This window comes from Paenibacillus sp. P3E (genome assembly GCF_001909045.1).
In the GTDB taxonomy this organism is placed as follows: Bacteria; Bacillota; Bacilli; order Paenibacillales; family Paenibacillaceae; genus Paenibacillus_AQ; species Paenibacillus_AQ helianthi.
On record NZ_LVWH01000195.1, the window covers coordinates 25,526 to 39,535 of the forward strand.

Annotated in this window: 12 protein-coding genes and 1 tRNA gene; 4 read left to right on the forward strand and 9 right to left on the reverse strand. The window is 52.5% G+C overall.

Translation table 11 applies throughout. The features are described from left to right. Positions 1–82 precede the first annotated feature (82 nt). Complete coding sequence (locus A3842_RS23625) at positions 83–985, reverse strand: GNAT family N-acetyltransferase (RefSeq protein WP_083607053.1); 903 nt, start codon at positions 983–985, stop codon at positions 83–85. A gap of 82 nt (positions 986–1,067) precedes the next feature. On the opposite strand from A3842_RS23625, the gene A3842_RS23630 reads away from it, so the two are divergent. Then, a complete protein-coding gene (locus A3842_RS23630; protein ID WP_074102933.1) occupies positions 1,068–1,763 on the forward strand; it encodes a DUF7002 family protein in 696 nt (231 codons plus the stop codon). Between the two features lie 71 nt (positions 1,764–1,834). Here the strand turns inward: A3842_RS23630 and A3842_RS23635 are convergent. Beyond that, a tRNA-Leu gene (locus A3842_RS23635) sits at positions 1,835–1,918 on the reverse strand. 178 nt (positions 1,919–2,096) lie between these two features. Between A3842_RS23635 and A3842_RS23640 the strand changes: the two genes are divergently transcribed. Then, positions 2,097–2,552, forward strand: a complete 456-nt coding sequence (locus A3842_RS23640) for a YhjD family protein (RefSeq protein ID WP_074102934.1) — start codon at positions 2,097–2,099, stop codon at positions 2,550–2,552. A 59-nt stretch (positions 2,553–2,611) separates the two neighbouring features. On the opposite strand, the gene A3842_RS23645 is transcribed toward A3842_RS23640, so the two are convergent. The 3 genes from A3842_RS23645 to A3842_RS23655 form a co-directional block, all read right to left on the reverse strand. Further along, positions 2,612–2,830 (reverse strand): hypothetical protein, encoded by a 219-nt coding sequence (locus A3842_RS23645; protein ID WP_074102935.1) that lies wholly within the window; start codon positions 2,828–2,830, stop codon positions 2,612–2,614. A gap of 117 nt (positions 2,831–2,947) precedes the next feature. Continuing rightward, positions 2,948–3,265: a hypothetical protein gene (locus tag A3842_RS23650; RefSeq protein WP_039309077.1), complete on the reverse strand. Its 318-nt coding sequence runs from the start codon at positions 3,263–3,265 to the stop codon at positions 2,948–2,950. A gap of 104 nt (positions 3,266–3,369) precedes the next feature. Continuing rightward, positions 3,370–3,942 (reverse strand): xanthine phosphoribosyltransferase, encoded by a 573-nt coding sequence (locus A3842_RS23655; protein WP_074085100.1) that lies wholly within the window; start codon positions 3,940–3,942, stop codon positions 3,370–3,372. Between the two features lie 180 nt (positions 3,943–4,122). Here A3842_RS23655 and A3842_RS23660 point away from each other — a divergent pair, with 180 nt between their 5' ends. Continuing rightward, positions 4,123–5,244 (forward strand): YkvI family membrane protein, encoded by a 1,122-nt coding sequence (locus A3842_RS23660; RefSeq protein WP_074102936.1) that lies wholly within the window; start codon positions 4,123–4,125, stop codon positions 5,242–5,244. Between the two features lie 242 nt (positions 5,245–5,486). On the opposite strand, the gene A3842_RS23665 is transcribed toward A3842_RS23660, so the two are convergent. From A3842_RS23665 to A3842_RS23675, 3 genes are read right to left on the reverse strand one after another with little or no spacing between them, the layout of a single operon-like run. Beyond that, positions 5,487–8,816, reverse strand: coding sequence for an AAA family ATPase (locus A3842_RS23665; protein ID WP_074102937.1), 3,330 nt, complete (start codon positions 8,814–8,816; stop codon positions 5,487–5,489). Then, on the reverse strand, positions 8,813–10,198 hold the full coding sequence (locus tag A3842_RS23670) for a metallophosphoesterase family protein (RefSeq protein ID WP_074102938.1): 1,386 nt from the start codon (positions 10,196–10,198) through the stop codon (positions 8,813–8,815). Before A3842_RS23670 ends, A3842_RS23665 begins: the two co-directional genes overlap by 4 nt. Before the next feature lie 4 nt (positions 10,199–10,202). Continuing rightward, complete coding sequence (locus A3842_RS23675) at positions 10,203–11,339, reverse strand: glycosyltransferase family 4 protein (protein WP_074085096.1); 1,137 nt, start codon at positions 11,337–11,339, stop codon at positions 10,203–10,205. Positions 11,340–11,525: 186 nt separating this feature from the next. On the opposite strand from A3842_RS23675, the gene A3842_RS23680 reads away from it, so the two are divergent. Further along, on the forward strand, positions 11,526–12,920 hold the full coding sequence (locus A3842_RS23680) for an RsmB/NOP family class I SAM-dependent RNA methyltransferase (RefSeq protein WP_074102939.1): 1,395 nt from the start codon (positions 11,526–11,528) through the stop codon (positions 12,918–12,920). A gap of 138 nt (positions 12,921–13,058) precedes the next feature. On the opposite strand, the gene A3842_RS23685 is transcribed toward A3842_RS23680, so the two are convergent. Further along, positions 13,059–13,817, reverse strand: a complete 759-nt coding sequence (locus A3842_RS23685; RefSeq protein WP_256701836.1) for a carbohydrate-binding protein — start codon at positions 13,815–13,817, stop codon at positions 13,059–13,061. Positions 13,818–14,010 lie beyond the last annotated feature (193 nt).

A 14,010-nucleotide genomic window follows, 5' to 3' on the forward strand; every position in this document is an offset into this window, starting at 1 on the left:
CGAAGAATTTTATAGGTTCAGCTTATAAAAAAGGAAAAGAAAAAAGAAAACGCCCGGTTTCCCAGGCGCTTCATCTTTTCTGCTATTTAGCTGTCAAATCGTAGGCGAAGCAAGCCGCAGCCTCCACCTGCTTGAAGCCCTCTCCAATATACAGGGCCTTGGCACGTTCATTTTCCGCGTTTACACACAGCACTGTTTGCGTATAGGCCTGTTCCTTGGCGAACCGCAATGCCGCTCTCAGCAGAATTCTCCCCAGCCCTTTACCTTGATACTCCGGAAGTATAGCCAGTGGTCCAATGTTCATGATCGGAGATCCTTCATATTCATCGTCTGCTCCACGGACAACGCCGACCGCTTGACCATTATGGCGAAGAATCATGAGACCGCCTTCAATGTAGTCCTTGCGGGAAATCATATTCGTCACCATTTCCGGAGTGGCCGGTGTTTCGCTCCCTTTCAGTTTGGCAAAGCCGGCATTTCTCACCCCGCACCAGTCAGGCTCATCGGTTCCAGGCCGAAAAGGCTTAATTTCGTATCCGGTGGGCAAGCTGAGGTCAGGAACAAATGCTTCATTACGGACAAGCAAATAGGAATAGCGCTCCACAGCAAAGCCGGCAGCAAGCATATTGTGCGTCTCTCTTGCATTCACCGTTGGTACAAATATATCCAGCTTATCCAAACCTGCCGTATGCCGTAGTATGGCTTGCAGCAGCTCCCGGTAAATGTCAGGTTCAGCGGTATCCGCCTGAAAAATCCGAAAACGGCCTTTTCGTCCTCTGCGGTTATAGTCATTCAAAATCAGCGAAGCGGCCGCAACCAGTGCACCCTGCTCATTTATCGCCACATAGGTGGGATTCTCTTCCGACAGTTCAAACTCAGCAAGCTGCTCTTCATATAAAAAGGAATCGTCAATATCCGGCCGGTGCTTCCGGCAAAAATCCAAAAACTCGTCTCTCCTATGCTGACTTAACGCTTCAATCTTCATTTGCTTATCATCCTTCCAGCCTGTTATACTGCTGTTCTAAAAGTATCAGAAGTTCAATCAACCGAAAAGGGTAAAAACAACTATGAACCATTGTATCATTGCTGCCATTACTAAAAGTCCGCTGAGAGCCTCCCTGTATCATTTTACCAGAGCAAGCAACCTGCAAGGTATGGCTGCCTTGGATGGGATCTTCGCATCGGCCTTGCTGTACCCCGAATATGCCAACGGCATACGCCGGAATGAAGCCCGGAAGGCAGTCTATAACGGCCAGCATGCAGTGCTGAACTCCCATCTTCGAATCACCCCCGAGGCTATGGAAGCAGGAACAACGGCTGAACAGTTCCGCGCCTGTCTGGACCGCCATGTCTTCCTGTGGCCAACTGAACGCGACTGTATGTCCATGGCAGCTATGTACTCTCGCAGAGAACCAGGAGAGACCTTTGCCATTCTGAAATTTGATGCCCTTAAGCTCTTAACGGATCACTTCGATCATATCCGGTTGTCCAAATATGACTCCGGGAGCTCTCCCCGATACCCGCACCGGATGTCCTACCGCAAGAGCTGTGAGATGCTGCTGCCCATCGGACAGTTCATGACAGAGAATAGGCCGTCGATTCCGGCAAAGCCCTCCGAGATCAAAGAAGTGCTTGTTGAGTATTCGCTCACTCCGTTAAGCCGCTATCTTCAGACAATCTACTGTTCCGGTCAGGAGCTGGTGCCAGCAGCTTGGAGGGCCATCCATGAACCGCTGGTTTTGCCTTCGACTCCGCATTCCTAAATAATGTGAGAGCATTCGAGCATAAAAAACAAGCATCCCTTCAAAAGAAGGGATGCTTGTGTAAACCGTAGTGCGGTCAAGAGGACTCGAACCTCCACGATATTGCTATCACTGGCACCTGAAGCCAGCGCGTCTGCCAATTCCGCCATGACCGCATATTCAATGACTTAATTTCGCAGTCACAAGATAGATCATACCATTCGAAGATGTCTGAGTCAATATTTTTATGCAATTATTTTTAATACATTAATTTCTGTATAAATATTGCTTTTATTTGCGAATACGGGGTATAATGAGAACAAAGGTTCGCATACTATAAATGAGGTGATTTATATGGCGACTACCAAGAGAAATCCACTAACTACACCAACAATCCCCGAAGATATAACCAAAGACGAAAAGTCCCTTGTCAGAAGCTATTTGCTGCTTACGTTCATTCATAAAGTATTTGAACGCGATTGCCGGGTCATCGGCAAGAGCGGGTTATTCAAGACACCACAGCTCTACATGGAGCTGGTATCCGGTGCAACGAAGAAGACCTCGCTGATGCTCCAGGAGGTCACTCGTGAGCTTACCTCGCATCATCTGAAGATCACAACCATCCGTCAAGATCAACGGGGTGTAGAGGCCCAATATTCCTGCCGGGGATACGCCGGCGAGATGAATATCCCTTGGCCTGGATTCCGTAATGAAATGATGCTGCGGATGCGTGCTTACCTCGGCCTGACACCTGAGCTAACCGTTCTCCCCCGGGAAGAAGCTGTGGAGCAGATGGCTTTATCCATTTAAGATCTACACCGCCAATAGCAACAGCCCCGTCCATAACCGGACGGGGCTGTTGCTGCGTCTTATACATTCTCCGGCTCTTGTCTGGGTTCGGCAAAGGGCTGGTACACATAGTTGCGGTCAAGCTTCACTATCCGCTTATTGGGACGGCGTATCATCACCTGAGACTCGTCCCAGGCAAGAACAATACCCTTTACATCATTGCTCTCCAGTGCATCGCGTACAACACGGATCTTCTCACCGGAAATCCGGTAGGCATCCAGCTGTTCGTCACTAATCATGAAGTTTCAAGTCTCCTTTCAACACATTGCTAGCCTTATCCACCCGTGAAAAAGACCCCAATGAGTAGTCATTCGGGTCTAGTTACTTGCTGTTCTAACCTTATATCTTATGAAGTTCTATATCAGCGCTTCATTCTTCTCAAACCAGAAGTCAAGAACTTTAGCGGACATCACACGTTGTTCCAGATATTCCACTTGATGATCAGTGAATTTCTGTCTCCAATTGAAGGACAATTCTTCACACAAGCTTGTGATCGTCAAAAGTTCAGACCAAGCGACGTAACGTTTGTACCAGAAGAACTGAGGATGTTCAATCATATAGGGATACAGGTCGTCGAATTCCGTATGTTTGCAATCCAGCGCACGCTCGAAATGATCCTTGGCCTCGGTTAGTTTATCAATAAAAAATTGCTCTGTCACCGGTTCTTTCCCCATTGTGACGCCTCCTCTCTCATGTCTAATTTTTATTATAAAGGAAAACTTATAGAGTGAAAAGCAGTTGTTAAAAAAATAGGCTATGTTCCTCTAATTGTCATCCTTTATTCGTCAAAGACAATCGTTCCTTCACTAAGAGACATAATCCGGACAAGCGACTCCAGACGGATACCCTGTTCTCTAATGGTTCTGGCTCCGGCCTGGAAGCTTTTCTCCACAACTACACCGAGTCCGACCAGTTCGGCGCCGGAGCGCTGAATGATTTTGATGAGACCGCGTGCGGCGTCGCCATTTGCGATAATATCGTCAATGAACAGCACCTTGTCATCCGCAGAGATAAATTGACGGGAGAGCATGATGTCTGTAACAATGCCTTTAGTGAATGAAGGCACTCTCTCGCACAGCGCATCCGGATCAGCTAACAGTGTTTTTTTGCGGCGGGCAAACACCAGTGGTACCTTCATTTCGTAAGCGGTGGCAAATGCCACGGCAATACCCGAGGATTCCACGGTAACCACCCGTGTAACTCCAGCATCAGCAAATCTCCCGGCAAACTCCCGTCCCATTTCCATCGTCAGCATAGGATCAACCTGGTGGTTGAGCAGCGCATCCAGCTTCAGCACCTGATCGGAAAGGACGACCCCTTCCTGCAAAATCCGTTGTTTCAATAATTCCATGATTTTGAACCTCCATTACCCTTTATAATTCCAGACGTCCACCGTAATAACCTTATTTAAGCATTAGGCGGAAGTCATGTCCTTCTGCTCATCATCATAACCTGTACTATATGGACTGCACAAGGCTATCCTTTGGCACAGCCATTTTTTATCTTTGCAGTACAATTAAGGAGGGGAGCCATGAAATCCCATGTCCGTACTCTGCAAATCGCTTTCACCTATATTGGCACCATTGTAGGTGCCGGATTCGCCACCGGCCAGGAGATCCTTCGGTTCTTTACAAGATATGGGCACTGGGCCGTGCTGACCATCCTGCTCTCCACGGCCTTGTTCATCTGGCTCGGCACCAAAATGATGATTATCGGCCAGCGCATCGGAGCAGACTCTTATGAAGATTTCAACCGCCATCTCTTCGGTGAGCGTGTCGGCAAAAGCATCAGCCTGTTCACGATGATCATCCTGATCGGTGTCAACAGCATTATGCTGGCCGGGGCAGGAGCTATTTTTCAGGAGCATCTCGGAATGCCCTATCAGGCAGGACTCCTGCTGACAATTCTCGGGTCCTATCTGCTGCTGAAGCGCGGGATTTCAGGCATCCTGCAAATCAATAGTCTGGTTGTGCCGTTAATGCTTACTCTGTCGCTAATTATAATTTTTAATACGCTGAACGTCCCTGGTGCAGATCGGTTCTTGTTTCTGCCGACGGATCACAGCCCCTTTAGCGCCTGGATGTCGCCGCTTCTCTACACTGCCTTTAATCTGGGCATGGCACAAGCCGTACTGGTACCTCTGGCCCGGCATACGAATGATGAGAGAGCACTGCGGAGAGGCGGGATTCTCGGGGGGATAGGCATCGGCTTCATGCTGCTTGCTGCACATTTTGCCATGAGCTCACAGATGCCGGGCATTCTTCAGTTCGAGATTCCGATGGGCAGCATCGCGGTCCGCCTTGGTCCAGTGGTGCAGGGGATCTATCTGATGCTGATATTCATGGAGATCTTCAGTACCTTTGTGGCTGATATTTATGGCGTCGGTACACAGCTTGAGCAGCGTCTGCCCATCGCCCCCGCCCTGGTGACCCCGATCCTCATGTTAATCTGCTATGTGTTCAGCCAGTTTGGCTTCAGCTCGCTGCTTTCTATTTTCTATCCCATCTTCGGCGCCGTCTCGCTGGTGTGGGTCGTAATGTTGCTCCGCGCTCCGATGTCACCGCCTCCACAAAAAGGTGATCCCCCTGCCACTAACGTCAAAGGGATCACGATTGTTGCGGTAAAACCAGTGATCCGGATTACACGGAAATAGCTGCTGCCTGTGGATAACGGCAGGTTGTACATTGGGAATGTGCGGTAATATTGTAATGCTGAACCTTTGGATTGATGAACCGGACGGGCTGCCCAATACGGCAGGTAATGCGGATTAGGGATGCCCGCGGGTGGGGCTCATTCAAAGGTATTTTTACTTTTGGTTGCTCCGAGCGTCTCCACCGCAAGACCCTCACAGGCATATCTTCGCTTGCCTGACGGTAAATTCCGCATTGCTGTGTTCTAGACCGAAATTACCGAGGCGGCGGGAATGATCCGGGATGCCGCTTCAGTCACATGTCTATGACAGGTCATCATGATGATCTGCCGGGTTGCTGACAGTTCTCCAAGCAGGCTAAGCGCCGCATGCAGCCGGCGTTCATCGAAATTAACAAACAAGTCATCGAACAGCAGTGGAAGATTCGCCTGATGTGTCATCGTCTCCGCAAGAGCAAGCCGGATGGCCAGATACAGCTGCTCCGCCGTACCACGGCTAAGCAAGCCGCTGTCCAGCAGTCCAAGGTTCTTATGCTCCGCCTTTAGCTCTTTGTTGCCGAGCGTCATTACTACCCGATGATACTCCCCTTCGGTAAGTTTGGCAAAATATTCAGAGGCCAGCCGCAGCACCTGCGGCTGCTTTTCCTGTTCATAGATGCGGCGCGTTCTCCCCATCAACTCGGCAGTAAGTGCAGTCACCGCATATTGGCCTGCTATTCCTCTCAGCGCCGCCCGTTGTTCTTCCAGCTGCTGGGGGACTGAATCCTCCATCCCCCGCTCCTTCAAGTATTCCCGCTCTTGCAGGAGCTTCCCGCGATGCTGAAGCAAGGCATTACGATCTTCCTCAATGCGTACCGCAGCCTCTTCCGCAGCATTCCTTTCCTGTTCCAGAGTGTACGAATCGTAATGCTCCAGGAGGGCCAACAGCTCAGCCTTGGATCGATTCTCCCAGCCTCCGAACATGGCCAGCTCCCATTGACGGATCAATTTCGTCAGCTCGATGCGCCGCTGTACAGCAGATGACCGCCGCAGAAAATCCTCTGCGTCCGAAGCACCGCCCTCGCCCAGGAGCCCGCCGGAGCGCCGTGACAAATCCTCCAGGCCCCTGGTGCTCAGCGCCAGCTCTTCCTGCAGCTCGAGCAGCCGTGCATTCATCCCTTCCCGGCGAAGGACTTCCTTCTGCAGCAGATCCCCATCCCGCTTTCTCAGTTCCAGCCAGCTGAGGAGGGATAATCCGCCTGCTTCAAACGGTTGTGATAGCGAAAGAGCAGGAATGTCGCGAGCTGCACTATCCATATCTGAATGCGTAAATTCAACCGATACAGGCGTAAGGGCCATATGTGGCCGGTTCGAGCCAGCCCAATCCACTCCAGCCCCTTTCGTCAGCATAGCTCCGGCCTCAGTCATCAGCGCCAGCACGTCCTGCTCAAAGGCCGAGCACTCCGATTCCAATGTCCTGAAGCGCATTGAAAGTTTGTGCTCCTGACGCAGCAGCTCATTGCCCTGATCCACCATCGCAAAGATATCCGGCAGTCCTTCGGGCGACAGCCCTTCAGGCAGCTTGCGTTCTTGCAGCCACTCTTCATAACGTCCGGCCAGCTTGGTGAAATCAGCCTCGGCCTGTTCCAATTCGGCAGCAAGTGCACGCTCCTGACCCGACAGCGAATCCACCTCTATCCGGCAGGCCTCCCGTTCGGAAGCCAACCGTTCGATACGCTGCCGCCAGGTGTTCCAGGCCTCCATGAGTCTGCGAAGCTCCTTCATTCCAGCCTCCAGCCCGCTTGCATCAGGGCTGGCGCTTTCCGCCGGCCGCCGTCCCGGCCGGCCAAGCACGCTCTCCGGCTCCGCGCCGGAGAGCAACAGCCCGCGCAGCCGCCGCATCTCGGCTGCAGCGGCACTGCCCGCCCCGCCGCCATGCTCCGGCGGGGCAACGTCCGCCCTGCGCTCCGCGCGCAGGGCAGCCCACAGGGCCAGGTCCGCTGCGGCCAGCAGGCCGAGCGCGGCCCAGGCACTGACCGGCGGGGCGCCGGTCAGCCACAGCGCTGGCGGCAGCAGCAGCGTAAGCGCTGTGCCCGCCAGCAGAAAGCGCCGGTAGCGCTGCGCCCGGCGCCCGTCTGCGCCGCTGCCTGCGGTGCCGCGGCCGCGCAGCGGTTCCCCGCCGAGCTGCGCTTCGCGCCAGCGCTCGGCAGCCAGCTGCAGCTCGTCCCAGAGCTGCAGCAGTTCACGCGGGCTGCGCGCAGCAAGGCCCGCAAAATCGGCGGCACCGGCGGCGTGCTCGCGCGCCAGGGCCCGTTCTGCCGCCTGCAGCGAAGCAGCGGCAGCAGCCAGGCGGGAGCGCAGCGTCTGCCGCTCCGCTTCCCGGGCTTCCATGCGGCGGTCATACGCGCTGAATCCCGCCGCGAAGCGCCGTGCGGCCTCACGATCCGCCGCCGTTCCAGAGAATCCGGCCAGTTCGGCTGTGCCCCAGCCTGCACCGATTCCGCGCAGAACCCGTTCCAGGTGTCCCTCCAGCGCTTCCATTTCCGCTGCAAGACGTTCCGCTTCTGCTTTCTTGTCCTCATAACTGCTGCGACGGCGGTCCAGCGCTTCAAGACGCGGTCCCTGCGACTGAAGAAGCGCGTCTGGCAGATTCTTCGTCAGTTCAGCGGCAAGCTCGTTGTACTGACGCTGAAGACGGAATACCGTAGCTTCTGCGCCGCGCAATTCCAGCTGCAGCGACTGCCAGCGGGAAGCGCCATTCTCTGGAAAAGAAGGGATTACCGGAAGCTCCGCAAGCTCGAGCCGGGCTTCGCTCCACTTCAGCCACAGCTCACGAATCTCCTGGGCTTTGCGTGTCAGGGTCAGTCTGCCCGCTGCCGACCGGCGGTGCTCTTCCAGCTGCGCCAGTTGCAGCTCCGCGGCTTCCAGCGCCGCTGTGTTCTGATTATAGCGCGGCAGATAGGAACGGCTTTCAGCCGCTTCCCTCTCCAGCTTCTCAATCGACTGCAGAATTTTGGCTGCCTCCTGCACCTTGCCTCGCGGCTTGTACAGCTTATCGGCATCCTGCTGCAGGCGCCGCTCAGCCCGCATAATTTCTCCGCCGCCTCCCATCCCGGCATGGAAAAGATAGCTGCTCATTTCCTCAGATTGCAATGCACCTAGCTCCTGCAGCTCATCTAGTGAGACAGCAAACAGCTGACGGAACATGCTCCGGGAGATGCCCCCGAGAAGTCGCCGCTCCATTTCTGCCTGGCTCCGTTCTTCGGTTGTTCCGTCCAGGTGGCTGACGGTGATGTGCAGCTTTTCACTTCTGCCTTGTATCTCTCCACCTGCCATATACCGGCGGATTCTCCAAAGTGAGCCTTCCTGGTCACGTGCAGCCAGCATTCCGCCATGCTGTCCCCCTTGCGCAGGCTCATAACGTTCATGTAGATTGGCTCTCCCCGGAATGCCGAAGAGCATGGCACGGATGAACTGCAGGGTAGTACTTTTACCAGCTTCATTGCGCCCGTAGAGCAAGCTTATACCGCTATCCAGCTTCAACTCCCGGTTATGCAGACGGCCGTAACCGCTAATCTGCAGCTCCTCAATCCTCATCCGGCATTCCCCCGATCTCCCTGATAAGGCCTCTCCGCTCCAGCCCCTTCTTCCCGAATCTCGATTTCGCTGAGAATCCCAGCTTCTGCATGATCATCCATTCCGGCAAGCAGGGTAATTCCGAGCTCCGCCGCACTTCTCAGCCAGCCCAGCTTCTCTTCTCGAGAGGCGGAAGCGAGCATCCGACGCATTTCCCGGTTCTCCATTAGCGGCTTAAGCGCACGGTCCATCAGTTCATCCAGCATGCTTGAGGACTGTTCGCTCTGCCTTGCCAGCCGCAGCATTTCACCAAGGAAGCTGTCCTCCTGAGCCAGACGCTCCCGGTCGATAGCAAGGCCTGTTTCCAGCGCGAACCCTTCCGTCCACACCAGACCAACGTACTCATTGCGTTCTGCACGCACAACCTCCCGCCGCTGCAGCTCAGCAAGCAGATCCTCCGCAGCGCCTTTCTCCGCCAGCACTCTGTGTACAGCACCTCTTCCTGTCAGCCGGAAGCGCACCACTGACATCCGTTCCGGAAGCTCCTCCCTGATCTCCTCAACCATCTTTTCCACGGCCGCAGCCCACTGCGCTTCATCTGCCAGTCCTTCAATGGAGAGCTCACGGACATGCCAGCGGACAGCATCCAATTCGTGAAAATGGAGGGACGCCTGACCCTCCTGATTCACATCTACGACATAACATCCTTTAGGTCCAGTCTCTTTGACACTGCGTCCCTGGATATTTCCGGGATATACGATCGGCGGCTGCACATGCAGAATACTGCGTTTATGTATATGTCCCAGTGCCCAATAATCGTAACCCCGGCCAATCAAATCTTTACGGCTGCAGGGAGAATAGGTCTCATGCTGTAAATCCCCATCAACATTTCCGTGTAAAAGAGCAATGTGGAACAGCTCGCTTCCCGGCAGGCGTTGAAACTGCAGGGACGTATTCTCCGTCACTTTGGCCGTAGGGTACGATATTCCACTGACTACAGCAACCTCTTGACCGTCACTGCGTCTTAAGGCAATCACTTGTCCCGGTTCCCCGCTGCCAAATACGGTCACATGAGCCGGAGGCTCCGACGAGAGCCGCGGCCCATCGAGCGGATCATGATTGCCATGAATCAGGAATACAGCGATACCGTGTCTGCCCAGCTCCTGAAGCGCCTCCTGAAAGCGCAGCTGGCCCTGCAGTGAAGCGTCTGAGATATCGTAGACATCTCCGCTGATGACCACGAAATCAACTTTTTCCTGAACGGCTACGCCAACAAGCCGCCCGAGGGCGGCGAAGGTGGACTCCCTTAAGTAGGAGCGGATCGTCTGCGGAAGCTGTGACAGACCGGCAAAACGGCTGTCCAGATGCAGGTCTGCAGCATGCAGGAAACGAAAAGGAATCATAACCTCACCCTTTCAATCCCGGCTGATACTGCAGATACGTTTTTTTGAGCTCATTGGCTACACGCGTCAAGGAATACAAGCTTTTGGCTTTATCCCAGGCTGAACGCGACAGCTCGTAACGATAGCCCGGATCGGTGATCACCTTTTCCAGCGCATCTGCCAGGGCCAGCTCATCATCGGGATCAACCAGCAGTCCGTTTACCCCGTCTTCAATCTGTTCCGGAATTCCGCCTACATTGGTACCTACCAGTGCCAGACAGCTAAGTGCTGCCTCTGCAAACACCGAGCCGAATGCTTCTGCCCGTGACGGCAGTACAAAAATATCAAAAAACGGCATGAATTCTTCCGGGTGCAGGGTATATCCGTAAAAAATAGTTTCATTATATATACCGAGATTCTGTGCCAGCAGCTCTAGTTCTGCACGGCAAGGGCCGTCTCCGATAATATGCAGCACATATTCATGATTGCGTTTTTTTAGCTCAGCACAAGCCTTGAATAACGTGTCGATTCCTTTGGCCGGTACAAGACGGGTTACGGTCACCAACTGCGGAATGTCGTTGTCATGCGGCACCGGCTTGAATCTTTTCTCATCAAAACCGTTCGGAATGACTCCGATGCCGTCCGGCCGGTCAATATAGGGAGCCAAGTAGTCGGCAAATGAGCGTGACACAGTCATCAACCGTTCGCTGACATGCTCCAGCTCACGGTAAATCGAGACGAGAAATTGATGCTCCAAGCCACCTTCAATAATCGCTCCATTCAAGATCAGCTCGCGTTCGTAGCTGGAATGCAAAGTTTGAATAAGCGGAACCTCAGGATAAATCTTTTTCATTGCCAACCCTGCAATCGGATGATGGGCATGAATCAGGTCGTACTTTTTGGTCATACGCAGCTTGGTCCACCATAAATAATCCCTGTAGGTTTGAATATATTTTTGCACAACCGGGCTTTCGCCATAGAGAGTCCAGTCAAAAGTTTCAAAACTAATATCTTCGCGGCCTTTGCCCCGGATACGCTTAGGCAGCCAGAACAAATCCATTTCCCATCGGCTGGAACGAAACCGTTCCTGTAAATAAGGGATCATGGAAGATACACCACCGGGTTGCTCCGGAGGGAAGAATAGCGCTTGCAGCAAGTTCATAAGGCACATCCCCTTTACAATTGCCCTGTATACGGTGAGACCCGGCAATTATGATATAGTTATATATGTAGATTTACAGGTACGCTTAAGGTCCCATACCTTGATTTTATCGGTATCCACCTGAAACAGCAACTAAGAAGAACCCGAAACTATTCTTATATTTTTTAACAAGAGGAGAAATGATGTATGAATGAAGAACGGCTGCCCGCTGCTTTTACTGCCGGCATTAGAGAGATGCTGGGACAGGAAGCGGACGCTTTTCTGGAGAGCTACACTGCGCGGCGGACCCAGGGTCTGCGGTTTAACACGCTAAAAAGCACCTCAGGCACAGGCCACGTAGCTGCGGAGCTCGCACGGATCCAATTTGGCCTGACCCCCGTACCCTGGTGCGCTTCGGGATATTATTACGAGGAGCCGTCCCGGCCGGGCCGGCATGCTTATCATGCCGCCGGATTATATTATATTCAGGAGCCCTCCGCAATGTCCGCAGCCGAGCTGCTGGCACCTCGGCCCGGTGAAATTGTACTTGACCTAGCCGCTGCGCCAGGAGGAAAAACCACCCATATCGCTGCTCTCATGAAGGGACAAGGCCTGCTCATCTCCAATGAGATTCACCCGGAGCGGGCCAAAATACTTGCAGAAAATGTGGAACGCCTCGGCATTCCCCACGCTGTTGTAACTAGCGCTGCCCCGGGAGAACTCTCCCGCCGTTTCCCGGAGGCTTTTGACCGGATTATGCTGGATGCCCCCTGCTCAGGAGAAGGCATGTTCCGTAAAGATCCTGCCGCGATCGGCGAATGGTCCCCGGAGCATGTAGAGATGTGTGCAGCCAGACAATGGGATATCCTGCAGGATGCCTACATTATGCTGAAGCCGGGGGGGAGTCTGGCTTACTCTACCTGCACCTTCAACCACAAGGAGAATGAGGATACGATATCACAGTTTCTGGATCACTATCCTGATATGGAACTCATCGAAATGAAACGTCTTTGGCCTCATCTGGAAAAAGGCGAAGGACATTTCGTCGCCTTGCTCCGTAAGGCAGCCTCCGAAGAAGCTGCGCCAATCCGCAATAAACGCAGCAGTGGCCGGAGCAAAACCGGACCCAAGCTGCCTTCCTCCGTCCGTGATGCCTATCAGCAGTTTATGAGCTGGGCGGCTGGCGAGCTGCCGGGGTTTACCGGGCAGGGTGTACCTCTGCTCTTCGGAGAATCACTGTATCTGCTCCCGGAAGCGTTCAACATCAGCTTGCATACAGGTCTCTTGGACGGCCTGAAGGTGCCGCGTGCAGGACTGCACATTGCGCATCTGAAAAAAAACCGCATTGAGCCGGCACATGCCCTGGCCATGGCTCTTCAGCCCCAACAGGCAGCACGCAGCTACGATCTGGCAGCCGATAGTCTGGATCTTCAGGCCTGGCTGCGCGGCGAAAGTCTTCCTGTTCCTCCTGAGCTGCACGGATGGACGTTGGTAACCGTGGACGGATTGCCTGTTAGTTGGGGCAAAGCCAGCTCCGGGCAGTTGAAGAACCATCTACCCAAGGGGCTGCGTATACTAAAATCCCAGAACGACGAGCAGTAGTCAGCTGACCCATTCACCGTACCTTACTTCGCATAAGCAGTTACTAATCGTATGAAAAAAGCCGCCACATAGAAAAGGATCTCAGAGCGGAATATTAGGCCGCCTGAGATCCTGCTATTAAATGTATATTAATATGAATTAGAATACCTCGTAATTATGACCATAGTTATTATCCCAATACGTTTGTCCGCCAGTTGTATACGAAATCGAATATTTAATATTTGTAGCACCCGGAACATTGAAATTGTAGCTCCAGTTTTCAACACTATTGAAATTATTCAAGGAGCCAGAATAAGTGGCAAAGCCCTCACGAGTCGTTGCCCAATTGTCCGTTGTGTACAGTATTTTTACTGTTTTCGTCGGATTCAGGTTTTTCACATAAATATTTCCGGTAAATTCACCATTACTCAGAGTACTATTAGCGTTAAGCACGTTTGGTGCTCCCAAAATTACAGATCTCAGGGGAACTGTATGATTCACTTCATTGTAATAGTTCGCTCCCTCGTTGTTATCCCAATAGGTCTGGTTATTCACTTCGTATTTAATCGCAAATTTGATGAAGCTCAGATTCTTTAACTCTAAATGATCTGTTGAAGCATCCGTTCTGGAAATAGCAAAATGCCATTTCTCACGATTTACATCCCCCGGCCCTGCATAAGATGCAGTCGTATCATACCAATTTGTGTTATCTGTCGTGTAATGGACACTCACATTCTTCACGGGTCCCAGATTAGCAACTTCAATATTGCCGCTGAACCCGACATATCCAGGCTTATACATAACGCCTACATCCGAGTCAATAAGCTTGACCTCATTACCGCTGGCAAATGCCGACCCGGCAAAAGATACACCAAAAATCAGAGTAAGCATCATCAATCCAGCAAAAAGTTTTTTCATTGCTTTCACAGTTCTCTCTCCTCGAATTTTAAATTTTTACACCTGAGTCTGAGCCGACAAGGAAGACATACATTTGTATGCGTTATTGTTCTTTCATCCCTCCTTTAACGCTTTTTGAAAATGAATTGTAAATCCTGAAATACATTCATTTCCTTTTAATACAATAACTTTTATTGAGGTTACTGTAAATAGT